This window comes from Stappia sp. ICDLI1TA098 (assembly GCF_054880955.1).
Window position 1 is genome coordinate 540,716 of the sequence record NZ_JBTZBT010000001.1, and the last position, 24,896, is coordinate 565,611.

The following is a 24,896-nucleotide window of genomic DNA, read 5'->3' on the forward strand; positions in this document are numbered from 1 at the left end:
GGACCTCCCGGATCTCGCCCCGACCGAAAAAATCCTTCCAGGGGTCCGGAGGGGAGACAGTTGATGCATTCCGTGAAAACGCCGCTTCGGCGCGCGCTGCTTGCTGCCGCGTGCTCGACGCTTGCCTTCGCCGGTCCGGCGCTTGCCGACGACCTGGTGATCGGCCTCGATTCCGAGGCAACCTCCATCGATCCGCATTTCCACAATCTCGGCCCGAACAACCAGCTCGGCTTCATGATCTTCGACCGGCTGGCAAATCCGGACGAGCGGCAGAACTTCAAGCCGGGGCTGGCCGAAAGCTGGAAGCCCATCGACAACACCACCTGGGAATTCAAGCTGCGAAAGGGCGTGAAGTTCCACGACGGGTCGGACTTCAACGCCGACGACGTGATCTGCACTTTCGAGCGCGCGCCGAACGTGCCGAACTCGCCCGCCGGCTTCGGCACCTACGTGAAGGGCAAGACCTTCATCAAGGTCGATGACTACACGATCCACGTGAAGACCGACGCGCCCTATCCGGTGATGGTCAACGACCTCGGCAATGTCGCCATCGTCTCCAGCGAGGGCGGCTGCGACGGTTCGACGGAGGACTTCAACTCCGGCAAGGCGGCGGCGGGAACGGGGCCGTTCAAGTTTTCCGAATACGTGCCGGGCGACCGGATCGTGCTCGAGGCCAATCCGGATTACTGGGGTGACAAGCCGATCTGGGACAAGGTGACGCTGAAGCCGATCAAGTCGGGTCCCTCGCGGGTCGCGGCGCTGCTCGCCGGCGACGTCGACGTGATCAACGGCGTGCCGACCACCGACATCGGCATGCTGAAGGGGCGGGACGACGTGACCCTGTCTCAGGGCGTTTCCAACCGCGTCATCTACCTGCATGTCGACCAGTTCCGCGAGGCCTCGCCCTTCGTCAAGGCCAATGGCGGCGGCGACATCAAGAACCCGCTGCTCGACGTGCGGGTGCGCAAGGCGATCTCCAAGGCGATCTCGCGCGATCTCATCCGCGACCGGGTGATGGAAGGGCTTTCCATCCCCGCCGGCCAGCTCCTTCCCGAAGGTTTCTTCGGCGTGTCGGAGAACCTGAAGCCGGACGACTACGATGTCGCCGGCGCCAAGGAGCTGCTCAAGGAGGCGGGCCTGCCGGACGGCTTCGAACTGACCATCCACGGGCCGAACGACCGCTATCTGAACGACGCCAAGATCGCCGAAGCCATCGCCCAGATGCTGACGCGGGCGGGCATCAAGACCCAGGTCGAGACGATGCCGCGCTCGGTCTACTTCAGCCGGGCATCGACGGGCGCGGAGGGGCTGCCGGAGTTCTCGCTGATCCTGGTCGGCTGGGGCGCCGGCTCGGGTGAGGCCTCCTCGCCGCTGCGCGCGCTCATCGCGTCCTTCGACAAGGAAAAGGGCATGGGCACCGCCAACCGTGGCCGCTACGCCAACGCGGAGGTCGACAAGCTGATCGAGGAAGCCCTCGCCGAAGTCGACGACCCCAAGCGCGCCGAGCTGCTCGCCAAGGCGACGGAGCTTTCCATCGGCGAGGATCAGGCGATCATCCCGATCCACTATCAGGTCAACACCTGGGCGAGCCGCAAGGGCCTGCGCCACATCCCGCGCACCGACGAATACACCGTCGGCTACGGCGTGGTGAAGGAATAGTCCTGCCGGCGCCGCGCGCGCCAAAGCGACCGACCCGGCCCGCAGGCTTTGCCCGCGGGCCGGGCACCCGTCAACGGGGCCTCCTCCCCCGGTCCGGAATCCGCACATGAGCGTCTTTATCCTCCGACGCCTTTTCCAGAGCATCCTCGTCATGGCGGCGATGGCGGTTCTGGTGTTCTTCGGCGTCCACTTCGTCGGCGACCCGGTCTACATGTTCATCACCCCGGACATGGACCAGGCCGACATCGAACAGGTAACCCGGGCGCTTGGCCTCGACCGACCGATCTGGGAACAGTTCTGGTACTTCATGGTCAATGCGGTCACCGGCCATCTGGGGCAGTCCTTCGTCTTCGGCGAGCCGGCGCTGGGCCTCATCATCGAACGCATGCCGGCGACGCTGGAGCTTGCCTTCACGGCGCTGCTGATGGCGATTGTCATCGGCATCCCGCTCGGCCTCTACGCCGGCCTCTATCCCGATGGCGTCGCGGCGAAGACGATCATGGCCGGCTCGATCCTCGGCTTCTCGCTGCCCACCTTCTGGGTCGGCATCATGATGATGCTGGTCTTCGCCGTGATGCTCGGCTGGCTGCCCTCGACCGGGCGAGGCGAGACGGTGGACGTGCTCGGCGTGCCGCTGTCCTTCCTGACGCTCGACGGCTTGCGGCATCTGGCGCTGCCGGCGCTCAACCTGGCGCTGCTGAAGATCTCGCTGGTGATCCGGCTGACCCGCGCCGGCACGCGCGAGGCGATGCTGCAGGACTACATCAAGTTCGCCCGCGCCAAGGGGCTGTCGCGCTCACGCATCGTCGGGGTGCATCTGCTGAAGAACATCCTGATCCCGGTGGTCACCGTGCTCGGCCTCGAGTTCGGCTCGCTCATCGCCTTCTCGGTGGTGACCGAAACGATCTTCGCATGGCCCGGCATGGGCAAGCTGCTGATCTCCTCGATCCAGCAGCTCGACCGGCCGGTGATCGTCGCCTACCTGATGATGATCGTGTTCCTCTTCGTGGTCATCAACCTGGTGGTCGACATTCTCTATTCGCTCCTCGATCCGCGCGTGCGGCTCGGCGAGCGCGGACAGTGAGGGCGCGATGACCGTGACCGACCCCGCAGGCGACGGCGCCTCCCTTGCCGCGCCGGCCGTGACGCCGCCGGAGAACGCGTTTCGCCGCCTTCTGTCGGACTATTGCGAGAGCCGGATCGCGGTGCTCGCCTTCCTGGTGCTGCTGGCGATCGTGGTCGTCGCCCTGGCCGCGCCCTGGATCGCGCCGCAGGATCCCTATGACCTCGCCACCGTCTCGATCTTCGACGCGCGCCAGCCGCCGGGCGCGCAGAGCATGGACGGCTACACCTTCTGGCTCGGCACCGACGGAGCGGGGCGCGACCTGCTTTCGGCGATCATCTACGGCTTGCGGATCTCGCTGTCGGTCGGCGTTGCCTCGGCGGTGATTGCCGTTGTCGTCGGCATGACGGTCGGGCTCATCGCCGCCTATGCGGGCGGGCGCACCGAGACGCTGATCATGCGCGTCGTCGACATCCAGCTGTCGCTGCCGGCCGTGCTCATCGCGCTGATGCTGCTCGCGATCCTGGGCAAGGGCGTCGACAAGATCATCATCGCGCTGGTGATCGCCCAATGGGCCTATTACGCCCGCACGGTGCGCGCCTCGGCGCTGAGCGAGCGGCGACGCGAATATGTGGAGGCAGCCGCCTGCCTCGGCCTGTCGCATGCGCGCATCGTCTTCCGCCACATCCTGCCGAACTGCGTCGCGCCGCTGATCGTCGTCGCTACGGTGCAGACCGCCCACGCCATCGCGCTGGAGGCGACGCTGTCGTTCCTCGGCGTCGGCCTGCCACAGACGGAGCCCTCGCTCGGGCTGCTGATCTCCAACGGGTTCGAATACATGCTCTCCGGCAGATACTGGATCGCGGTCTTTCCCGGACTGGCGCTGCTCATCACCATCGTCTCGATCAACATGGTCGGCGACCAGTTGCGCGACGTGCTCAACCCGCGCCTGAGGAGGTGAGGCCGATGACCGGCGAAACCGTGCTCGAGGTCGAAAACCTCAAGACCCATTTCTTCACAAAGGCCGGCGTCGCGCGCGCTGTCGACGGAGTGTCCTTCAAACTGAAGCGGGGCGAGGTGCTGGGCCTGGTCGGCGAAAGCGGCTCGGGCAAGACCGTCACCGGCTTCTCGCTGATGGGGCTCGTCGACGCGCCGGGGCGGATCGTCGGCGGCTCGATCCGCCTTGCCGGCCAGGAACTCGTCGGCCGGCGGGAAGAGGAATGGCGGAGCCTGCGCGGCAAGCGCATCGCCATGATCTTCCAGGATCCCATGATGACGCTCAATCCGGTGCTGCGGGTAGATACGCAGATGATCGAGGCGATCCGGGCGCATGAGTCTATCTCGAAGGAGGCGGCGCGCGAGCGGGCGCGCGCGGCGCTGGTGCGCGTCGGCATTCCCGCCCCCGACGAGCGGCTTGCCGCCTATCCGCACCAGTTCTCCGGGGGTATGCGCCAGCGCGTGGCCATCGCCATCGCGCTGCTCAACGAGCCGGAGGTGATCGTCGCGGACGAGCCGACCACCGCGCTCGATGTCACCATCCAGGCGCAGATCCTCTACGAGGTGCAGAAACTGTGTGCCGAAAGCGGGCTGGCGATGATCTGGATCACCCATGACCTTGCCGTCGTCGGCGGCCTCGCCGACCGGGTGGCGGTGATGTACGCCGGCCGCATCGTCGAGGAAGGGCCGGTCGATCCGGTGCTCGACGCCCCGGCCCATCCCTATACCCATGGTCTTGTCGGCTCGGTGCCAAGCCAGAACCGGCGCGGCGAGCGGCTGACCCAGATCCCGGGCATGGCGCCGTCGCTGCTGGCGCTGCCGCAGGGGTGCAGCTTTGCCGCCCGTTGCCCGCGCGTCGATGCGGCCTGCCGAACGATGCCCGAGCTTGTCGGCGTCGGCCCCGCCCGCCTTGTGCGCTGTCACTACCCCCACGCGGCCGAGGTCGCCAGCTCCGGAGGTTCCGCATGAGCGGCGAACCGCTTCTGCGCCTGGAGGGCGTTTCCAAGCGCTTCGTGCGACGGCTCGACGCGGCCGAGCGCGTCGTCAATCTGTTCGGCGGCAACCGCCGCGAGGAAGTGGTGCACGCGGTCGATGACGTGTCGCTGGCCATCGGCGAGGGAGAGGTGGTCGGCCTCGTCGGGGAATCGGGTTGTGGAAAGTCGACGCTCGGGCGGGTTGTTGCCGGCGTGCACGGGCCAAGCGAAGGCCGGGTCTTCTGGCGCGGCCGCGACGTGGCGAAGCTGTCGGGCGCGGACCGGCGCGAGGCGACGCTGAAGATCCAGATGATCTTCCAGGACCCGATGTCCTCGCTCAATCCGCGCATGCGGGTGCGCGACATCATCGGCGAGGCGCCGCGCGTGCATGGGCTGATCGGGACGGCGGAGGTCTCCGACTATGTGGACCAGATGCTGATCCGCGTCGGTCTCGATCCTGACTTCAAGACCCGCTATCCGCACCAGTTCTCCGGCGGTCAGCGCCAGCGCATCGGCATCGCCCGCGCGCTGGCGGTCCGCCCGGAGTTCCTCGTCTGCGACGAGAGCATCGCCGCGCTCGACGTGTCGATCCAGGCGCAGGTTCTCAATCTCTTCATGGATCTGAAGCAAGAGCTGAACCTCACCTATCTCTTCATCAGTCACGATCTCGGCGTGGTCGAGCATCTCGCCGACCGGGTGGTGATCATGTATCTCGGCCGGGTGGTGGAAAGCGCCCCGGCGGAGGAACTGTTCGCCCAGCCGAACCACCCTTATGCCCGCGCGCTGCTCGACGAGGTGCCGAGGATCGATGCGCGCCGGCGCGTGTTCCAGCCGGTGAAGGGGGAAATTCCCTCGCCGCTGTCACCGCCGCCGGGGTGCCATTTCCATCCGCGCTGCCCGCGCGCCTTCGCCCGCTGCAAGGTGGAAGCGCCGGCGTTGCGCGAGATCGCACCGGGCCGGCTTTCCTCCTGCCATCTCAACGACAGGTGAGGGCAGCGATGGCGGGCGCTGAGGACACGGGGATGATCGCGATCGAGCTGCCGGCCGGACCGGCGGTGGCGCTGGTGCTCGACAGTCCGCACTCGGGGACGCTCTACCCGAACGACTTCAACGCCGCCGTGCCGCCCGCGCGCTACCGCCGGGCGGAGGACATGTATGTGGACGAGCTGTTTTCGGCGGGTCCCGGCCTTGGTCTGCCGCTGCTTGCGGCGCGTTTCGGGCGGATCTATTGCGACGTGAACAGGGCCGCGGACGACCTCGCGCCCGGCACGCTGGATGATGCGGCGGGGATGGCGCTTGCCCCGTCCGCCAAGGCCCGCCTCGGCAAGGGGGTGATCTGGACGGCGACGCCTCCGGACGGGGCGCCGCTGCTTGCCGCCCCCGTGCGGCGCGCCGACTACGAGCGCCGGCTGTCGCGCTGCTGGCGGCCCTATCACGCGGCGCTGGCCGGCCTTCTCGACGACGCCCGCAAGGCGGCCGGTGTCGTCCATCACCTCGACCTGCACTCGATGCAGCCGGTCGCCAATGCGATGCATGAGGACGCGAGCGGTTCGCGTCGCCCCGACATCGTGCTTTCCGACCGCGAGGGAACGAGTTCGGGGCCGGCGTTCCTCCATGCCGCGCGGGCGGCGCTCGAGAGCCTCGGGTTTTCCGTCGCGCTCAACGATCCGTTCAAGGGGGCGGAGATCCTGCGCCGCCATGGCAATCCGGCTGCCGGCACTCATTCGGTGCAGGTCGAGGTCAACCGGGCGCTCTACATGGATGTCGAAACCTTTGTGAAATCGCCGCGTTTCGAGGAGACGCGGACACGGCTGACGGCATTTCTCGCCGCCATGCGGGATTGGGTCGCAGCACGGTAGAACGAAATTCCCCCGCGAGACTGTTGAATTTTCCCGCCGGACAGGGCACCAGAACGCAACGACGGAAACGTGGGGCCTCCTTCCGGCCCCGCGCCCGCCTCCCTCGTCCCGACCACGGAAACGCACAATGAACACCGGCCTGTCGCGTCCGAAGAACCAAATCCGCTGGCTGCTGCTGGAGGGCATCAGCCCGACCGCAACGTCCCTGCTCGAGCAGGCCGGCTATTCCAACGTTACCACGCTGAAGACGGCGCTCGACCGCGATGCGCTGATCGAGGCTCTGCACGGGGTTCATATCCTCGGCATCCGCTCGCGCACGCAGGTGGACGAGGCGATCCTGGAGGCGGCCGGCACACTGGTCGCCGTCGGCTGCTTTTCCGTTGGCACCAACCAGGTGGATCTTGTTGGCGCCAACCGGCGCGGGGTTCCGATCTTCAACGCTCCCTTCTCCAACACCCGCAGCGTCGCCGAGCTCACCATGGCCGAGATCGTCATGCTGATGCGCGGGGCCTTCACCAAGTCGATGGCGGCGCATCAGACCGGCCGATGGCTGAAGACGGCCTCGGGCAGCAACGAGGTGCGCGGCAAGACGCTCGGAATCGTCGGCTACGGCAACATCGGTTCGCAGCTTGCCGTGCTTGCCGAGGCGATGGGGCTGAAGGTCATCTACTACGATCACACCGACAAGCTGCGTCACGGCAACGCCGAGCCGACCGGCTCGCTGCACGACCTGCTGGCGGCCTCTGACGTGGTGTCGCTGCACCTGCCGCAGACCCCGGAGACGCGCGGCATGATCGGTGCGGCCGAGATCGCGGCGATGAAGAAGGGTGCCTATCTGATCAACAACGCGCGCGGCACGGTGCTCGACATCGACGCGCTGGCGGCGGCGCTGAAGTCGGGGCATCTGGCGGGCGCGGCGGTCGACGTCTTCCCGAAGGAGCCGAAGTCCAACGACGAGGAATTCGTCTCGCCGCTGCGCGGTCTCGACAATGTCATCCTGACGCCGCATATCGGCGGCTCGACCGAAGAGGCGCAGGAGCGCATCGGGGAGGAGGTGGCGCGCCGGCTGATCGAGTATTCGGACGTCGGCTCGACCATCGGCGCGGTGAATGTGCCCCAGGTGCAGCTTCCCAAGGGCACCAACAACACCCGCTTCATCCAGGTTCAGCGCAACCTGCCAGGTGAACTGGGCAAGCTCAACGACCTGTTCGCACGCTACAAGATCAACATCGCCGCGCAGCATTACCAGACCGACGGCGAGATCGGCTACGTGGTTCTCGATGCGGACGGTCCCGTCGCAAATGCGGTGGAACTTCTGGAGGCGATCCGCGAGCTTCCCGGCACCATCCGCGCTCGCCTGCTCAACCGGGTGTGATGAGCAACCGGCCCCGTCTCCCGCCGACTGGCGGGTGGCGGGACTATTGCCGGATTGCCTCCAGATCGATGCGGATCTCCACCTCGTCGCCGACGAGATCGTTCTCCAGCGCGTAGGTCGAGCCGAAGTCGGAGCGTTTGATCGCGGTGCGGGCGCTGATGCCTGTCACATAGGTGCCGCCAAACGGGTAGGGGCCGGACTTGTTCCAGGTGACATCCAGCGTGACCGGCTTCGTCACCCCGCGCAGGGTCAGATCGCCAGTGACCTTGCCGGTGCGTTCGCCGGTGGGACGGGCCTCGCTCATGACGAAGGTCGCGAGCGGATGGGCCTTGGCGTCGAGGAAATCGGGTGAGCGCAGGTGCTCGTCGCGCGCCTGGTTGTTGGAAAAGACGCTGCCGGTCTCGATCTCGACCTTCAGCCTGGAGAGTGTCCTTGTCTCCTCGTCGAAGGTGAAGGTGCCCGCCCCCTTCAGGAACAGGCCCCAGGTCGGCGCGTAGCCGATATGCACGGCATTGAAGACGATGGAGAAATGCTCCGGATCAATGCGGTAGTCGCGCGGCTCAGCCTGCGCCGGGGCTGCGAGGGCGAAGAGTGCTGCGGCGGCAAGCAGCATGCGGCGCGGTCCGGCGAAACGGCGAAGGAGCGGGCTTGGCACGGTGTCCTCCCATGATGGATGAAACCCTGTTCGCTCCTGGAATATAGGCTCCGCGCGGCGCTCGGCGAGGTGCGCTCAGTCGTTCCAGAGCCAGGCCGCGCCGCGTACGCCGGAGCTGTCGCCATGGGCGGCCTTGCGGATCGGCACCTCGTAGCGGTCGGAAAAGATGAAGGGCGCCATCGCCGCGGGCAGGCGCTCGTAAAGCTCGTCCACGTTGGACATGCCTCCGCCCAGCACGAAGACATCCGGGTCGATCAGGTTGGCGGCCATGGCCATGGCGCGGCCGAGGCGGGAGATGTAGCGCGCCAGGCTTGCGGCTGCCTGGACGTTGCCGTCGCGCGCCAGCGCCACGATCTCGCGGCCGGTCAGCGTCTCGCCGCTTGCCTGCGTGTAATCCCACTGGAAGCCGGAGCCCGAACACAGCCGGTCGATGGTGCCGCGATGGCCGGTCCAGCAGTCGGGCCCGGGAAATTCGTCCTCGCGCATCCAGGGCAGGGGAATGTTGCCCCATTCCCCGCCGATGCCATTGGCGCCGCGATGGGCGCGCCCGTCGATGGCGATCCCCGAGCCGCAACCCGTGCCGATGATGATGGCGTGAACCAGATGGGCGCCGGCGCCGGCGCCGTCGGTCGCCTCGGAAACGGCGAGGCAATTGGCATCGTTCTGGATGCGCACCGGACGGGCGAGGGCCTGCTCGAGATCGCGGTCCAGCGGCTTGCCGTTCATCCAGGTGGAATTGGCGTTCTTGACGAGGCCGGTCGCGGGAGACAGCGATCCCGGTATGCCGAGGCCAAGGGTGCCGGTTGTTCCGATCGCGGATTCCGCGGCCGCCACGAGATCGCGCACGACACTGATACAGCCGGGATAATCGTCGCGCGGGGTGGCGACGCGCTTGCGGAAGAGCTCCCGGCCGGAAGCGGCGTCGAGCGCGATCACCTCCATCTTGGTGCCGCCCCAGTCGATGCCGAGACGAAGGGGAAGTGCCTGCGGTTGCGTCATGCGTGCTGTCCGGTGATCGGGATACGGGAAAGGCGACTTCAGGCTAGAACCGCTACGCCGGACGCACGCGCACGCCGGCGCAGAGCGTCATCAGGCCATTTGTCAGTGACAAGCGTGGTCACCATGTCGAGGCTGCCGAGGCGCACGAGCGCGCGCTTGCCGAACTTGCTGCTGTCGACGGCGAGGATGCGATGATCCGAGCGACCAAGGGCGGCCGCGACGGCCGCGACCTCGGCCTGATCGTCATCATAGAGATTGCCTTCCGCATCGATGCCGCTCACGGAGACCACCGCGTGATCAAACCGGAACTGGCGGATGAATTCGTCGGTGTTTTCCTGGAACAGCCCGCCGTCCACCGGGCGCACGAAGCCGCCGGGGATGGCAAGCGCGAAGTCCGAGTTTTCGCTCAGGATCGAGGCCACGCGCAGGCTGTAGGTCACCACACGAAGGTCGCGACGCACCAGAAGCGCCTGGGCGACCGCCTCGCAGGTGGTGCCGGTGTCGATGAAGATGGCGGCGCCGTCCGGCACCAGCTCCGCGATGCTCGCGGCGATCTTCAGTTTCTGGGGGGCCTGCTGCAGGCGCCTTTCCCGTAGTGTTAGGGGCGTCACGGGGGCCGCGAGTGCCGCTCCGCCATGGAGCCTGCGTACCTTCCCCAGTGCCTCAAGCGCCATGATGTCACGGCGTGCTGTTTGAGTTGTGACCGAGAACAATTTCGTTATCTCATCCACCGAGATGAATCCATTTTCTTCAATGTATTGTTCGATGAATGATTTTCTATTCTCCTTTTTGTTTCCTTCTGTTCGGTACTTACGTTGCGTATCCATATCGAATAATCCGGGCGTCATCTTCTTTTATGGGCGTTATGTACTGTCGCATTTTTTTTGTCCGATGTCTCGTCGAAATTGTTATCAAACTGACAAGAGCCTTCAATAATGTCCGTAAAGCAACATTTTTTGTTGTGAGGCAGACATAATCGGGAAGGCGTAGTTATGAGTAACCTGGGTGAGACGAGGCGTTTGCGTGGTGCTGGAAAATCAATCGAAACTGAACGCGGTATGGTTGTTGCGCGCCGCAACGGCAACGGCGGGCGGGTGCTGCGTGCCGCCATGGCGCATCTCTTGTGCAGCGTCGCCGTTCTCGGCGCACTGAGTGGTGCGGCCGGTGCCCAGGACGCGCAGAAGGACGGCATTCGCGTCCTGACCTTCAATACCTGGGGGGATGGGTCCAACAGCGGCCTGCGTGCTGACCCGACCCGGATGTCTGACTTCTTCCTGAACGGCGACTATGATGTGATCGGCCTCCAGGAGAGCACGTCGGGTGCCTATCGCAGCGCGCTCCTGGCGCTGCTGCCAAGCCTCGGCCTTGGCACCTACGACGCCAGCCAGCGTGACGATGCCTCCGTTCTGTCCCGACTTCAGGGCAGCGTCGGATCCTTGAAGGATCTCGTGCCTGGCAGCGGATACGACCGCTTCATCGGCTATGCGGCGCTGGATGCGCAAAAGGGCATGCCGAAGATGGGGGTCGGCTCCGTCCATTTCGACTATCACGACGAGCCGGCGGTGCGTGTTGCCGAGGCCAAGGGGTTGAACGCGATCGCCAAGGGCGTGACGAATCCTTTGCTGATCGTAGGTGATTTCAATGCCGGCGACGTCTCGGAGCGCGGCTTGCACTCGGCCGAGCAGGCTTCCTATCTGTTTGCCCGCGTCCTGATGGACGGTGGCAGTTCCCAGCTTTGGAAGGACCTGGCCGGGCAGTACACGCCCGAGGGCCGCGAGGCCGAGTTTCAGGCTTATGTCGCCGACATGCGGAGCGGGGCGAGCGGGTCCGAGAAGTACCGCCAGGTGATCGCCGACTATTTCGACGCGCATCGCGCGGACTATCCCGGTGCCAGCGATGCGGGGCAGCTGAGCTGGCGTCAATGGGAAGAGATCATCGCCAAGGACATGGCCGGCAAGGGCCTGACCTTCGAAGACGAGACATATGCGGTCGACGCCAACCTGCCCGTGACCATGAATGTTCTGAAGAAGGACTACATCCTGCTTCAGAACGAGAGTGAGCGGGAGCTGTTTCAGCCCATCGAGGCTGGCGACGGGCGCACCACATGGACCTCCAAGGGCGAGGATCACACCAACACCTGGACGAGCTGGGATCACGTCAAGATCGATCATTTCATCGCCGCGCGGCCGTTCGGCAAGTGGATGGTGCTCGACGACGATCCGAACGATTCCTACACCGGCGTCCTGACCGAAACGGCCTTCAGCAACGACGGCTCGCGTCAGCTTTCCGATCATGAACTCGTCGCCCACACGGTGCGTTGGGTCGGTCCGGTGCTGCAGGATCTCACGCCGGACGGCGCGAAGAAGCGCATCATCTGGGGAGCCGCGGCCAACACGTTCGACGAGGCGGGTGGGGTGTTTCACCTGACCCGCAACAACAGGCGCACGGACGTCTACCTCGGGCAGATTTCGGACGCGGACGGCAACCCGATCCTCACCGGCCTCAGCGAGGCGGAGAAGAAGACCCTGCTCGACTGCTCGAGCCAGGATGCGGGGCTGCAAGCGTCGATCCAGGAGTACTGCATCGACGATCACACCTTCATCGGCGAGACCGTGGTCAGCGACAACGGCACCGTGATCGTCGATGAGGACGCGGCGCTCGGCCTTGCCTCGGCGGACCTGCGGCTGGTCAACGGCCGGCTGCGGATCGCCGGCACGGCCATGACCGAACTCGATCGCAAGGTGGGCCTCGACGCCGTTGGCCGGATCGAGGTCGAGGAGGCGGCGAACACCGTGTCGCTCGCGCAGGGCATTTCGGGCGTGGGCGTTCTCGTCAAGGAAGGGGCGGGCACGCTCTCCCTTGAGGCTGCGAACAGCTACGCCGGCGGCACCGTGGTGGAGGCGGGACGCCTCACGCGTACGCTTGCCGGCGGCTTCGTGCAGAACACCGCCTATGAGGTCAATGGCGGCACTCTGGATCTTGGCGGCTTCGATCTTGCGGCGTCGCGGCTTTCGGGCACCGGCGGGGCGATCGCGCTGGGCGGGTCCTCGCTCGGCGTCGACCAGTCCGCGAACACCCGCTTCGATGGCGTGATCTCCGGCACGGGCGGGCTCACAAAGTCCGGCACCGGTGCTCTGGTCCTCAACGGGCAGAACACCTACACGGGAACCACCCGCGTCGACGGTGGTTGGCTGGTCGTGGGCGATGCGGATCACGCAAGCGCAAGCCTTGCCGGCACCGTGTTGCTCGGTTCCGGTGGTCAGATCGGCGGCGCGGGAACGCTGGGTGCGCTGGCGCTCGACAATGGCGCCGTTCTGGCGCCGGGCAACTCCATCGGCACGCTCAAGGTCGCCGGTGATCTTTCCTTCTCCTCCGGCTCGATTTTCAAGGTCGAGATCGACGCTACCGGCGCGGGGGACCGGGTCGAGGTCGGCGGAGCCGCGACCCTTGGCGGGGCGACCGTCGACATCACCAAGGCCGTGGGCAGCTATGGCGTGGGCCAGCGCTACACGATCCTGACGGCGACGGGCGGCGTGTCCGGAACCTTCGGCAACCTGACGCAGAACCTGCCGTTCCTTGACCTCACGCTTGCCTATGATCCGAACGCGGTGCATCTGGACGTGCTGCGCAACACGGCCTCCTTCGACAGCATCGCGGCGACCGGCAATCAGCAGCGGACGGCCAATGCGGTCGAGGCTCTGGGCGTCGGCAATGTGGTCTACGACGCGGTTGCCCGCCAGGCGAGCGACACCTCGGCGCGGGCAACGTTTGACGCACTGTCGGGCGAGATGCACGCCTCCGTCCGCACGGCGCTGATCAACGACAGCCTGCTGTTGCGCTCTGCCGCCAATGACCGCATCCGCGCGGCCTTCGCCGAAACCTCCGCGCCGAACGCGGTTGTTGCCACCCATGGCGCGGCGGCAACGCCGGCCCGTGCGGGGTCCGGTCTGTGGGGCACGGCGCTCGGCGGCTGGTCGTCCACCTCCGCCAACGGCAACGCCGCGCGGATGACGCAGACCACGGGCGGGTTCGTCGCCGGCATCGACGGCGAGGTGAGCGACAGCCTGCGGATCGGTGTGATGGGCGGCTTCACCCGCTCGACCTTCGATGTTTCCGCGCGCTCGTCGAGCGGCAACACCGAGACGGCGCATGTCGGCGTCTACGGCGGCGGTATGTGGAACGGCGCGGCGCTGCGCGGCGGTGCCGCCTTCAGCTGGCACACGATGAAGTCCAGCCGTTCGGTCGTCGCACCGGGCCTTGTCGAGACGCTGAGCGCGGACCACTCGGCCCGCACGTTCCAGGCCTTCGGAGAACTTGCCTATGAGGCGCGTGTCGAGGCGGCGGTGTTCGAGCCCTTCGCCAATCTCGCCTTCGTGCAGATGCGCACCGACGGCTTCTCCGAAACCGGCGGATCGGCGGCGCTGAGCGTTGCCGGTGCGAACGACAGCGTCACCTTCACCACCGTCGGCCTGCGCGCTTCGACGCCGCTCTCCTTCGGCGATCTCGACCTGATGGCCCGCGGCATGGTCGGCTGGCAGCATGCCTTCGGCGATGTCTCGCCGACAGCGCGCATGGCGTTTGCCGGCGGCGGTGCCTTCGATGTCACGGGTACGCCGGTGGCCGGCGATGTCGGCCTTGTCGAGATCGGCGCCGACGCGCTGATCGGCAGCCGGGCGAGGGCGGGGCTCTCCTACGCAGGACAGTTCGGCTCGGGGCTTTCGCAGAGCACGGTGAAGGCACGGCTGGCGATCAGCTTCTAAGCCGGTCGGAGGCTTGCGGACAGGCCGGGAGGGGCGACCTTCCCGGCCTTGTTTCGTTCACGGCTCCGCCTCGCGCCGGGCCCTTGCGGCAAGGGCGGAGGAAAGGCTGGGGGCGGCGGCCACCAGCATGCGCGTGTAGGGATGGCGCGGATGGTCCAGCACATCGGACGTGCGGCCGCGCTCGACGATCTTGCCGCCGTTCATCACCAGCACCTCGTCGGTGATGGCGCGCACCACGCCGAGATCGTGGCTGATGAAGAGATAGGCGAGGCCGTGGCGGGCGCGCAGGTCGGCGAGGAGGTCGAGAACCTGGGCGCGGATCGACACGTCGAGCGCGGAGACCGGCTCGTCGGCGACGATCAGGCGGGGGCGGGTCACCAGCGCGCGGGCAATGGCGATGCGCTGGCGCTGGCCCCCGGAAAATTCGTGCGGGAACTTCTCCGCATCGTCCCCCGCCAGGCCGACCTCGGTCAGCGCTTGCCGCACCCGCCCTGCGCGTTCGGCCCGCGAGAGGTCCTCTCGCAGCAGATGCAACGGCTCGCCGACGATGCGCCCGACGCGGTGGCGTGGATCGAAGCTGCCATAGGGATCCTGGAAAACGACCTGGATCGAGCGTCGAAGCGCCCGTGCCGCCGGGCCGCGGACGCGATGCGGATCGGCTCCCTCCACGCGGATCTCGCCGCCGTCGGGTGGCTCGAGGCCAAGCAGCGCGCGGGCAAGGGTGGATTTGCCGCAGCCCGATTCCCCGACCAGGCCGATGCTTTCGCCGGGGTGGATGTCGAAGCTGACGCCATCAACGGCGGTGAAGGTGCCGGGGCGGGCGAACAGGCTTTCGCGCGGCCGGGCGTAGCGGCGCACGAGCGCCCGGACGCTGACCAGCGGCGCAGCGCTTTCGTCGCGCTCCGGCGTTGCCGGCCGTTCGGGCACGTGGGAGGACGCTTCCATCAGCGCCAGCGAATAGGGATGGCGAAGATTGGCGAAGAGCGCCGCCGTCGGCCCGCTCTCCACCAGTGCGCCATCCTTCATGATCGCGACCCGGTCTGCCATCTGCGCGACGACGGCAAGGTCGTGGCTGATGAGCAGACAGCCCATTTTCCGCTCGGCCGCGATTTCTGCAATCAACGCCAGGATCTGCGCCTGGATGGTGACGTCGAGCGCGGTCGTGGGCTCGTCGGCGATGAGCAGGTCGGGCTCGCAGGCAATCGCCATGGCGATGACCACGCGCTGGCGCTGGCCGCCCGAAAGCTGGTGCGGAAAACGGCTGGAGGTGACGCCCGCGCCCGCGAGGCCGACCCGGTCAAGCAGGCGGGCGACGCGCCGGCCGGCCTCCTGCTTCGACAGGCGAAGGTGCCAGACGAGGCCCTCGGCGATCTGCTCGCCGATGGTCTTCACCGGATTGAGCGCCGTCATCGGTTCCTGAAACACCATGCCGACGCGGCGGCCGCGCAGGCGGCAGAGTGCCGCTTCGGGCAGCGTGAGCACGTCCGTGCCGTCGAGCGCCAGGCGACCGGAGGCTGTCGTCCCCTGCGGGAGCAGCTGCATGGCGGCGAGCGCCGTCATCGACTTGCCCGAGCCGCTCTCGCCGACGAGGCCGAGCGTCTCGCCCCGGGCGATCTCGAAGCTGACGCCCTTCAGGATCGGTGTGCCGTGGATCGAAAGGGCGAGGTTTTCTGCCTTGAGAAGCATGGTCATGCCACCCGCCGTTTCAGCCGGGGGTCGAGCAGGTCGCGCAATCCGTCGCCCATCAGGTTGAGTCCGAGCACGGTGACGACGATGGCCAGCCCCGGATAGAGGGCAAGCGAGGGGGCGAGCGCCATCATGGTCTGCGCCTCGTTCAGCATCCGCCCCCAGGAGGCGAGCGGCGGTTGCGCGCCGAGGCCGACATAGGACAATCCGGCTTCCGCGAGGATGCCGAGGGAGAACTGGATCGTGCCCTGCACGATCAGCAGGTTGGCGATATTCGGCAGGACGTGTTCGGCGAGGATGCGGGTCTCGCCCTTGCCGGCGACCCTGGCGGCGAGAATGAACTCGCGCGACTTCAGCGACAGCGCCCCGCCGCGGGCGACACGGGCGAAGACCGGCACGTTGAAGATGCCAATGGCGATCACCGCGTTCATGGCACCGGGACCGAGGATGGCGGTGATCATCACCGCCGAAAGCAGGGCGGGGAAGGCGAAGACGAGGTCATTTGCCCGCATCAGCGCCTCGTCGAGCAGGCCGCCGCGCGAGGCGGCGAGAAGCCCAAGCGGGACGCCGACGGCGATGCCGATGCCGACGGCGACGAGCGCGACGGCGATGGAGGTGCGCGCCCCCACCATCAGCATGGAGAGCATGTCGCGGCCGAACTGGTCGGTGCCCAGAGGGTGCGCCATCGACGGTCCCTGCAGCCGGTCGGGCACGGACAGGACGTCGATGGGATAGGGCGTCCAGACCAGCGACAGCAGCGCGGCGAAGGTCACCAGCGCGACGATGGCGCCGCCGGTGACGAGCGCGCGATGGGCCAGCACGCGCGCGAGCGGTCCCTTGCGGGCCGTGCCGGGGGTCTCGGTGTTCATCGCGGTTTCCTCCGCAGCCGTGGATCTGCCAGCGCGTAGGTCATGTCGACCAGGAAGGTGACGGCGATGACGGTCGCCACCAGCAGCAGGACGACGCTTCTGACCACGATCAGGTCGCGTTGGCCGATGGCCTGGAAGACCAGCCGCCCGAGGCCGGGCAGGTAGAAGACATTCTCGATGATGATGGTGCCGGCGATCAGAAAGGAAAACTGCAGGCCGAGGATCGTCAGCACGGGGATCAGGGCATTGCGCAGGGCGTGGCGCCACAGCACGGCCGTGCGTGTCAGCCCCTTGGCCCTTGCGGTGCGTACATAGTCCTCGTGCAGCGCGTCGATCAGCGCCGAGCGCATGACACGGGCGAGGATCGCCGCCTGCGGCAGGGCCAGGGCGATGGCGGGAAGCGCCAGGGCGGTCAGCGCCGGGGCGAGGCCCGCCTCCCAACCGGGGAAGCCGCCCGATGGAACCATCCGCAACACCACGGCGAAGACATAGACGAGCAGCATGGCGAACCAGAAGTTCGGCACGGCGATGCCGATCTGTGTGAGCGCCATGATGCCGCCGTCCTGCCAGCGTCCGCGCCGCGCCGCCGCGTAGACCCCGACGGGAAAGGCGATCGCCGTCGACAGGGCCAGCGCCAGCAGCGCGAGTGGAAGCGAGACGGCGATGCGCCCGGCGATGAGCTCTGAAACCGGCACGGCGTAGGTGTAGCTCTGGCCGAGATCGCCGCTGGCAAACCCGGCAAGCCAGTCGGCGTAGCGCTCCAGCGGCGGCCGGTCGAGGCCGAACTCCGAGCGAAGCGCGGCGAGCGTGTCTTCCTGGGCGTTGATGCCGAGCATCACCTCGGCCGGGTCGCCCGGCAGGATCTCCAGCACGAAGAAGATGACGAAGCTCGCGACGATCAGCGTCGCGACGAGGCTGGCGAGGCGTTTGGCGGCAAGAACCAGCATCGGCGGCAAGGGGCTCCGGAGGGAATCTGCATTGTCGCCGCAAGGCTATAGGGGAAGGGCGGAGTGGGAAAGGGGGCAGAGCAGGGGGAGCGATGCGCCGTCCGGCGGCCCGCTGCTTCCCGAGCGGTTTGCCGGTTGCACCGGTTGCCGCCGTCCCTCCGCAATTTTCCGTAATCTTCGGGCGTGCAAGCTGCGGACAGGCGGATTAATCTCTGCCTCCCGCCGGGGACTCGCTGGAGCCGGCAGCCGGGCGCTGACCCGGAAAGACGAAGGCCGGGCGGACGGAGGATCCGCCGCGCCGGCACGCAGGAAGAACAGTCGGGGAGGTATCATGACGTTCTGGAGCAAAATCGCGGTGGCTGGACTTGCCGCGCTCATTCCGCTTTCCTCGGCCGCCGCCGAGACCCGCGTGACCTACAAGTCGGCCTCGGCCGGATCGTCCTACTACCAGATGGGGGTGCAGATCGCGGAGGCGATCAAGGCCGGCACCAATGGCGGCATCATCCTGACGCTCGAGGAAAGCCAGGGGTCGGTGCAGAACGTCATGGAAGCGGCGGTGCGCCCGGGCAACTATGTCTTCACCTCGCCGCCGGCGCTCGTGCGCCTGGCGCAAGGCGGCAAGGCGATGTTCGAGGGCAAGGGAAACCCGAAGTTCGACGAGATCCGCGCGCTGTTCCCGATCCCCTCGCTGACCATGCATTTCGTCATGCGCGCCGACACCGGCGTGACCGATTTCGCCGGCATGGAAGGCAAGACCATCCTCGTCGGCAAGGGCAGCTTCGGCGCGACGGAAGGGGCCAAGTATCTCGACCTCTTCGGCCTCAAGGACAAGGTGAACCTCGCCAACGTGGAGCTGTCCAACGCGGGCGCGGCGCTGAAGAACGGCCAGATCGACGGCTTCGTCACCGCCGGCTCCTATCCGGCGCCGAACGTCATCGAGGCGGCCGCCGGCACCGGCATTGTCCTTCTCCCGCTCTCGGACGCGCAGATCGCCGAGACCAAGCGCACCAGGCTGGTCATTCCCGCCGGCACCTATCCGGGGCAGGACGCGCCTGTCGCCACCACGTCGCTCGATGTGATCGCCTTCGCAACCACGGCGATGGACGACGACACCGCCTATGAGCTTACGAAGACCTTCTGGGATGAGAAGGCGAAGATGGCGGATGACGCGCCGTGGTGGAAGGGCGTGACGCCGGAGATGGTGGCCGCGATTCCGGGCAAGGTTCATCCCGGCGCGCTGCGCTACTACACGGAAAAGGGCATCGCCGTTGGCGAGGCGGCCAAGTAAAGGCTTCCGTGATCAAGCTTTTGTCCGGCGCGGGCCGCAGGCCTGCGCCGGTTCTTCAGCTTGTCCCGCGCAAGGGAGCCATCCTCCCCCCTGCGGAGCCCCGCGTCCGGGCGCATTTCCTGTTTCCTGACTCTGCTGTCGAGGCCTGAATGACCCTGAAAGCCCGACTGATCTGGACCGCGCTTGGCGCGGTGTCGATCGCGTTTCACCTGTGGCTCGTGTTCTCCGGCCTCGTCCCCAATCTCGTCAGCCGGCCGCTGCATATGGCGCTGGCGGTGCCTTTCGTGCTGCTGTTCGCGCCGAAGTCCGCCTTCGAGCGCTGGAGCGGGCCGCCGATCGCCGTTCTCGGGATCGCCGCAGCCGGCTGGGTTGCGTGGAACGCCGAGGCGCTGGGCGACCAGTACGGCTATCTGTCCAGCGATTTCCAGATGGGCGTGGCGCTGGTGCTGATCGCGGTGACGCTGGAGATGGCCAGGCGGGCCATCGGCTGGCCGCTGCCGCTCGTTGCCGCACTTGCGCTTGCCTATGCGGTCTGGGGGCAGGGTATTCCGGGCGAGTTCGGTCATCCCGGGCTTCCCATGGCGAGCCTCTTCGGCACGCTGACGATTGCCGAGGGCGGGCTTTGGGGCAAGCTCACCGGCGTTTCGGTCTCCGTTGTCGCGATCTTCGTCATCTTCGGCGCGGTGCTGAACGCGGGTGAGGCCGGGCAGGGCTTCATGAACGTGGCGGCGGCCGCCGCCGGCCGGCTGCGCGGCGGGGCCGCCAAGGTCGCGGTGCTGTCCTCGGCGCTGTTCGGCTCGATCTCCGGCTCAGCCTCCGCCAATGTCGCCTCGACAGGGGCGATCACGCTGCCGGCGATGACCAGGCTCGGCTATCCGCGCGCGCTTGCCGGCGCGGTGGAGGCGGTGGCGTCCTCGGGCGGGCAGATCATGCCGCCGCTGATGGGGGCGGGGGCCTTCGTCATGGTGGAGCTGACCGGCACGCCCTATTCCGACATCATGATGGCGGCGATCCTGCCGGCGCTGCTCTATTTCGTCGCCGTGTGGGTTGGCATCGACGCTTATTCGCTGCGCTATGCGCTGAAGGGGCTTGCGCCGGAGGATCGGCCGGCGGCGCGCGCGGTGGCCATCACCTCGGCCTTCTTTCTCGTTCCCTTCACGATTCTGCTGTGGGGCATGTTCTGGCTGAAGGTGACACCGCAATACGCCGCCTCGCTGGCGATCCTCGCCGGTGCGCTGCTGCTGTTGCTCGATGGCCGGCTGACCTTCGACGTCCGGCGTACGGCGCGTCGGCTCGAGGAGGCCTGCACCAACGCCGGCCGGCAGATCGCGACCATTGCCTCGATCATCCTGTGCGCGTCGATCATCGTCGGCGTGCTCGGCCTCACCGGCCTCGGGGTGAAGATCACCTCGCTCATTCTCTCCGGTTCGGGTGGCTACCTGTGGCCGGCGCTGGTGCTGACGGCGATTGCCTGCCTGATCCTGGGCATGGAGGTGCCGACGACGGCGGCCTATGTGATCTGCGTTTCCGTCGCCGGGCCGGCGCTGTCGCACCTCGGCCTGCCGCCGCTTCTCGCCCATCTCTTCGTGTTCTGGTACGCGCTGCTGTCGACGATCACGCCGCCGGTCTGCGGAGCGGTCTTCATTGCCGCCGGCATGGTCGGGGAAAACTGGCTGAAGGTCGCGATGTCGGCGATGGCGCTTGGCCTCGGGCTCTATCTGGTGCCGCTCGGCATGATCGCCAATCCGGCGCTGATCGGGCTCGCGGCGGAGCCCGGCCACGCGCTTGTCGCGGCGGTCAAGGTGGGCGCGGCGCTGTCGGCGATCTCCTTCGGCGTCATCGCTCCGTTCAATGTGCTGCTGCGCGCCGCCCTCGTCGCCGGCGGCGCGGTGCTGCTCTTCGTCTGAAGGCGGGCGGGCCTCAGCGGGCCCGTCCGTCGACGGGACCGTTCTCGGTCAGCTCCAGCCCGGTCAACCGCCGGTCGAGGTGGCGCGCGCGCCAGGAGAGCATCTTTTCCGCATAGTGCAGGCGAAGCGAGGTGTAGGCCGGATCGTCGGCGACGTTGCGGGCTTCATGCGGGTCGGCCGCAAGGTCGAAGAGCAACGGCGGCAGGCCGGCGAAATGGACGTATTTCACGTCCTCGTCGCGGATGACGCTCATGGCCGAGGCATCGAGCGGCACGCCCAGGCCTTCCTCCGCCTCACGGGTCGCGACCTCGCGGAAATCGTATTCCCAGTGCACCGCATCGCGCCATTCGGCTGGTGCCCCGCCTTCCAGGAACGGCGTCAGCGGTGCGCCGTCGAGCCAGTTCGGACACTCGGCGCCGATTGCCTCCAGAACGCTGGGCATGACATCGACGGATTCCGTGAAGGCGGAGACCTTGCGCCCGTGGCCGGCGGGCCGGCGTGGATCGCGGACGATGAGTGGGATGTGGTAGGCCTGATCGTAGAAGCCGAGCTTGGAGAAAAGCTGGTGGTCGCCCATCATCTCGCCGTGGTCGGCGGTCAGCACGATCAGCGTGTTCTCCCACTCTCCCTTCGCCTTCAGCCCATCGACGATGCGACCGATCTGCGCGTCGACCTCCGAGACCATGCCCCAATAGGTGGCGCGGATGCGCCGGCGGTCCGCCTCGCTCCAGTCGCGGGCCCGCCCTCGCGCGCCCCAGACGAGGTCGGCCTTGTCGAGGCGCTCGAGGGAATAGGCCAGGAACGGGTGAAGCGCGGCGGCCTCCTCCGGCGTTGCCGCGCCGAGGAAGTCCGGCCCCTCGCCCGGATCGTACATGGAGGCATAAGGCTCGGGCGCGATGAAGGGCGGATGCGGCCGGATGAAGCTCAGATGTGCGAACCAGGGCCGCGCACCGGCCTTCGCCCGAGAGGGCGGGGCGCTTTCCATTTCGTCGAGCCAACGCAGGAACTCGTCGACCAGGAAGGCGGTCTCCGTTTCATCCTTGCCGTAGCGGGCGGGGCGGGCGGAGGGAGGGTCGGCCGGGCCGTCGACCGGCAGCCAGATGTCCTGCGGTGGGGAAGGCAGCCGGTGGCCGCGGGCGGCGAGCCAGGAAAGCCAGGGGGCGTGGTCCTCCGGCACGCGCACGCGCACGCTCATGCCGGGCAGAATGCCCTCGTAGGTCCTGAGCCAGGGATCGTCGCCGGTGACGGTGCGCGGATCGACGGACTGGTCGGTGTAGCCGAAGAGCGTCGGATCGTAACCGGCACGCCGGGCGGCGAGTGCGATGGTGTCGTGGCGGGCGTCGAGCGGCGTGCCGTTGCGCACCACCCGGTTGGTCATCTGGTAGAGCCCGGTGTAGAGGCAGGCCCGCGCCGGCGAGCAGGGGGCCGCCTGGCAATAGTGGCGCGAGAACCAGACAGCTTCGCGACCCAGCGCGTCAATGTTCGGGGTCTTCACCACGGGGTGGCCCGCAAGGCCGAGACAGTCGCCACGCCACTGGTCGGCGGTGATGAGAAGGACGTTGAGCATGGATCGCTTTACCTGACATCATGTCTGATCCGGCGCGTTTCTGTCGCGCCGGACTGGGCTGACATTGCGCCCCCGCTCTGCCGATTGTTGCGGAGGCGGAAACGCACCGTCGCGCGGAGATCACTGGCGGGCGGCGGCTTGTGGCTTATCTTGTCGGGGACGGTCACGTCTTTCAATGACAAGGGCGCGACACCGGGCGGGCGGCTTGCCAGGCGGGCGGGATTGTCCGCAAGATTCCACCTGCGCCGAGCGCGCGGCCGCCGCGGCGGCGAAAACGGAGCGAGGCCAGCCATGACCTGGATGCCAGATCTCGACCCGCAGCCCGGCGATGCCGGCGCCTGCGATCTCATCGACATGGTGATCGTGCCGAGGGCGCGCGATCTCGGCGGTTTCGAGGTGCGCCGGGCGCTGCCCTCGCCCAAGCGCCAGATGGTCGGCCCCTTCATCTTCTTCGACCAGATGGGCCCGGCTGAGTTCCTGCACACCGGCGGCATCGACGTGCGTCCGCATCCCCATATCGGCCTTGCCACGGTGACCTATCTCTTCGAGGGCGAGATCCATCATCGCGACAGCCTGGGGTCGGATCTGGCGATCCATCCGGGCGATCTCAACTGGATGACGGCGGGCTCGGGCATCGTCCATTCCGAGCGCGAGGATCCGGCGCGCAAGGCGATGGCGCGCAAGCTGTTCGGCATCCAGAGCTGGGTGGCGCTGCCGAAGGACAAGGAGGAGCAGTCGCCGGTGTTCGAGCACGTCGGGCGTGGCGACCTGCCGATGCTGCGCGACGACGGCGTCAGCGTGCGCGTGATAGCCGGCGAGCTCTACGGTGCCCGTTCACCGGTGGCCACTGCCTCGGAGACGATCTACGCCGACGTCTCGCTGGAGCCGGGCCGGCGCTTTCCGGTCGATGCGACCCATGAGGAACGGGGTATCTTCACCGTCAGCGGCACGGTCGAGATCTCCGGCGAGCGGTTCGAGGCGGGTCAGCTTCTCGTCTTCCGCCCCGGCGACCGCATCACCGTGACGGCCGAAGGGCCGGGGGCGGCGCGCTTCCTCATCCTCGGTGGCGAGCCGATGGACGGACCGCGCCACATCTGGTGGAATTTCGTTTCCTCCTCGAAGGAGCGGATCGAGCAGGCCAAGGAAGACTGGAAGCGGATGCGCTTTGACACGGTGCCGGGCGACGCGGAGGACTTCATTCCGCTTCCGGGGGCCTGACGGGATTAAGCGTCGCCCCGCCGGTCGGTATGTTGCGACGGCGGGGCGGCTCTTCCGGGTCCCAGGGGAAGGGCGCGAACATCTCCGCCGGGGCGACGAAATCACCGGTCGGGAAATCGACGATGACATTGAGACGCACGGTGTTCGTGCCGTCGCCGGTCAGGCCGGCGTCCTCTGGCAGGACGCGGGAGACCATGCCGTATTGCACGGCTTCCGCCGCAGTGTTGCGTTCGATGGCCGCGCGCAGCGAGGGCGGCCAGGGCCAGCCGTAACGTCGCCCGACGGCGTCGAGAATGCGCAGCAGCGAGGCGCGCGCTGCCGGAACGCTTTGCGGGTTCTCGCCGTTGAGCTTGATCCGCACTGTGCCGAGCTCCGTTTCGCCCGGGCCGCGCAGGTTGACGAAGAGCGTCGAGCGGGAACCGTCCGCGCCGGTGCGCCCGATGGTGACCAGTTCGCTGGCGCAGTACCAGCTTCCGGCGACGAAGGGATCGGGTCGCCAGTCGGACATCGGGATGCCGAGGCCGGTGATTGCCTCGCACAGCGCGCGGGGGTGGCCGCCGTAGACGCGCCTGAAGCGCGCCGGCTTTTCAAGGGTCGGGGCAAGCAGGGTGTCGCGGGCCGCGGGCGTCAGCGCCGCCATCGGGTCTGGCGGAAGAGCCGGGGCCGCGGGCGGCGGCGAGGGGGGCTCTTCCAGCGCGACGATGACGGCACCGGCCAGGGCGGCGGCCACGAGCAGCAGCGGCACGGCGAGACGCGCGCGCCTGACAAGGCGCTGGCGGCCGGCGATGCCGGCAAGCGCGGGCGCGCCGGGGCCGGGCTGCGTCCTCGCACCGCCCGACCGCCCGGGGAGGCCGGCCTTGCCGCCTGGTCGTTCCGGTGCCACCTCGCTTCCTTTCCCTACGCGCGTGTTCAGCGCGGCAGTCCTAACATGACGACGCCGGCTTGGCGCGCCTTTCGCCGGCGCGCACCATGTGCGGGGTGACATGTGGCGCTCGCGCGCGCCAGCGGCTAGGCTCTCCTCAAATCGCGCCCGAGGGAGGGCAGCGGTAGGTCGGACGGCACTGGCCGGATCGG

At 67.5% G+C, this 24,896-nt stretch carries 19 protein-coding genes; 11 read left to right on the forward strand and 8 right to left on the reverse strand.

Features of this window, described 5'->3' with window-relative positions; all coding sequences use genetic code 11:
• Positions 1 to 63 precede the first annotated feature (63 nt).
• From ACSLUQ_RS02365 to serA, 7 genes are all read left to right on the forward strand, one after another.
• Entirely contained in the window at positions 64 to 1,659 is a 1,596-nt protein-coding gene (locus tag ACSLUQ_RS02365; RefSeq protein ID WP_417770934.1) for an ABC transporter substrate-binding protein, read from the forward strand.
• Positions 1,660 to 1,765: 106 nt separating this feature from the next.
• Complete coding sequence (locus ACSLUQ_RS02370; protein WP_417770933.1) at positions 1,766 to 2,743, forward strand: ABC transporter permease; 978 nt, start codon at positions 1,766 to 1,768, stop codon at positions 2,741 to 2,743.
• A gap of 7 nt (positions 2,744 to 2,750) precedes the next feature.
• The gene (locus ACSLUQ_RS02375) at positions 2,751 to 3,683 is read left to right on the forward strand and encodes an ABC transporter permease (protein WP_417770932.1); all 933 of its coding nucleotides are present in this window, start codon (positions 2,751 to 2,753) and stop codon (positions 3,681 to 3,683) included.
• Positions 3,684 to 3,688: 5 nt separating this feature from the next.
• Positions 3,689 to 4,687, forward strand: coding sequence for an ABC transporter ATP-binding protein (locus tag ACSLUQ_RS02380; protein WP_417770931.1), 999 nt, complete (start codon positions 3,689 to 3,691; stop codon positions 4,685 to 4,687).
• Positions 4,684 to 5,682 (forward strand): ABC transporter ATP-binding protein, encoded by a 999-nt coding sequence (locus ACSLUQ_RS02385; protein ID WP_461807598.1) that lies wholly within the window; start codon positions 4,684 to 4,686, stop codon positions 5,680 to 5,682. The genes ACSLUQ_RS02380 and ACSLUQ_RS02385 overlap by 4 nt, the downstream gene beginning before the upstream one ends.
• 32 nt (positions 5,683 to 5,714) lie before the next feature.
• Positions 5,715 to 6,551: an N-formylglutamate amidohydrolase gene (locus ACSLUQ_RS02390; RefSeq protein WP_461807599.1), complete on the forward strand. Its 837-nt coding sequence runs from the start codon at positions 5,715 to 5,717 to the stop codon at positions 6,549 to 6,551.
• Between the two features lie 127 nt (positions 6,552 to 6,678).
• Positions 6,679 to 7,926, forward strand: coding sequence for a phosphoglycerate dehydrogenase (serA, locus tag ACSLUQ_RS02395; RefSeq protein WP_417770928.1), 1,248 nt, complete (start codon positions 6,679 to 6,681; stop codon positions 7,924 to 7,926).
• Positions 7,927 to 7,969: 43 nt separating this feature from the next.
• Here serA and ACSLUQ_RS02400 read toward each other — a convergent pair whose 3' ends face one another.
• The 3 genes from ACSLUQ_RS02400 to ACSLUQ_RS02410 all read right to left on the reverse strand — a co-directional run bounded on the left by ACSLUQ_RS02400 (position 7,970) and on the right by ACSLUQ_RS02410 (position 10,407).
• The gene (locus tag ACSLUQ_RS02400) at positions 7,970 to 8,581 is read right to left on the reverse strand and encodes a YceI family protein (protein ID WP_461807600.1); all 612 of its coding nucleotides are present in this window, start codon (positions 8,579 to 8,581) and stop codon (positions 7,970 to 7,972) included.
• 75 nt (positions 8,582 to 8,656) lie between these two features.
• Positions 8,657 to 9,580, reverse strand: coding sequence for an ROK family protein (locus ACSLUQ_RS02405; protein ID WP_461807601.1), 924 nt, complete (start codon positions 9,578 to 9,580; stop codon positions 8,657 to 8,659).
• A gap of 38 nt (positions 9,581 to 9,618) precedes the next feature.
• Positions 9,619 to 10,407 (reverse strand): DeoR/GlpR family DNA-binding transcription regulator, encoded by a 789-nt coding sequence (locus ACSLUQ_RS02410; RefSeq protein ID WP_417770925.1) that lies wholly within the window; start codon positions 10,405 to 10,407, stop codon positions 9,619 to 9,621.
• 231 nt (positions 10,408 to 10,638) lie between these two features.
• On the opposite strand from ACSLUQ_RS02410, the gene ACSLUQ_RS02415 reads away from it, so the two are divergent.
• On the forward strand, positions 10,639 to 14,340 hold the full coding sequence (locus ACSLUQ_RS02415) for an autotransporter domain-containing protein (RefSeq protein ID WP_461807602.1): 3,702 nt from the start codon (positions 10,639 to 10,641) through the stop codon (positions 14,338 to 14,340).
• Positions 14,341 to 14,397: 57 nt separating this feature from the next.
• On the opposite strand, the gene ACSLUQ_RS02420 is transcribed toward ACSLUQ_RS02415, so the two are convergent.
• The 3 genes from ACSLUQ_RS02420 to ACSLUQ_RS02430 are packed head-to-tail and all read right to left on the reverse strand — an operon-like array spanning position 14,398 to position 17,842.
• On the reverse strand, positions 14,398 to 16,032 hold the full coding sequence (locus ACSLUQ_RS02420; RefSeq protein WP_461807603.1) for an ABC transporter ATP-binding protein: 1,635 nt from the start codon (positions 16,030 to 16,032) through the stop codon (positions 14,398 to 14,400).
• Positions 16,029 to 16,895: an ABC transporter permease gene (locus tag ACSLUQ_RS02425; RefSeq protein ID WP_461807604.1), complete on the reverse strand. Its 867-nt coding sequence runs from the start codon at positions 16,893 to 16,895 to the stop codon at positions 16,029 to 16,031. The genes ACSLUQ_RS02420 and ACSLUQ_RS02425 overlap by 4 nt, the downstream gene beginning before the upstream one ends.
• Positions 16,892 to 17,842, reverse strand: a complete 951-nt coding sequence (locus ACSLUQ_RS02430; protein WP_461807605.1) for an ABC transporter permease — start codon at positions 17,840 to 17,842, stop codon at positions 16,892 to 16,894. Before ACSLUQ_RS02430 ends, ACSLUQ_RS02425 begins: the two co-directional genes overlap by 4 nt.
• Positions 17,843 to 18,173: 331 nt before the next feature.
• Between ACSLUQ_RS02430 and ACSLUQ_RS02435 the strand changes: the two genes are divergently transcribed.
• On the forward strand, positions 18,174 to 19,130 hold the full coding sequence (locus ACSLUQ_RS02435) for a TAXI family TRAP transporter solute-binding subunit (RefSeq protein WP_461807606.1): 957 nt from the start codon (positions 18,174 to 18,176) through the stop codon (positions 19,128 to 19,130).
• A gap of 149 nt (positions 19,131 to 19,279) precedes the next feature.
• Positions 19,280 to 21,037: a TRAP transporter permease gene (locus tag ACSLUQ_RS02440; protein WP_461807607.1), complete on the forward strand. Its 1,758-nt coding sequence runs from the start codon at positions 19,280 to 19,282 to the stop codon at positions 21,035 to 21,037.
• Between the two features lie 13 nt (positions 21,038 to 21,050).
• On the opposite strand, the gene ACSLUQ_RS02445 is transcribed toward ACSLUQ_RS02440, so the two are convergent.
• A complete protein-coding gene (locus tag ACSLUQ_RS02445) occupies positions 21,051 to 22,604 on the reverse strand; it encodes an alkaline phosphatase family protein (RefSeq protein WP_461807608.1) in 1,554 nt (517 codons plus the stop codon).
• Between the two features lie 291 nt (positions 22,605 to 22,895).
• Between ACSLUQ_RS02445 and ACSLUQ_RS02450 the strand changes: the two genes are divergently transcribed.
• Positions 22,896 to 23,822, forward strand: a complete 927-nt coding sequence (locus ACSLUQ_RS02450; protein ID WP_461807609.1) for a pirin family protein — start codon at positions 22,896 to 22,898, stop codon at positions 23,820 to 23,822.
• Here ACSLUQ_RS02450 and ACSLUQ_RS02455 read toward each other — a convergent pair.
• Positions 23,800 to 24,705: a DUF6030 family protein gene (locus ACSLUQ_RS02455; RefSeq protein ID WP_461807610.1), complete on the reverse strand. Its 906-nt coding sequence runs from the start codon at positions 24,703 to 24,705 to the stop codon at positions 23,800 to 23,802. The genes ACSLUQ_RS02450 and ACSLUQ_RS02455 overlap by 23 nt on opposite strands.
• Positions 24,706 to 24,896: the final 191 nt, after the last annotated feature.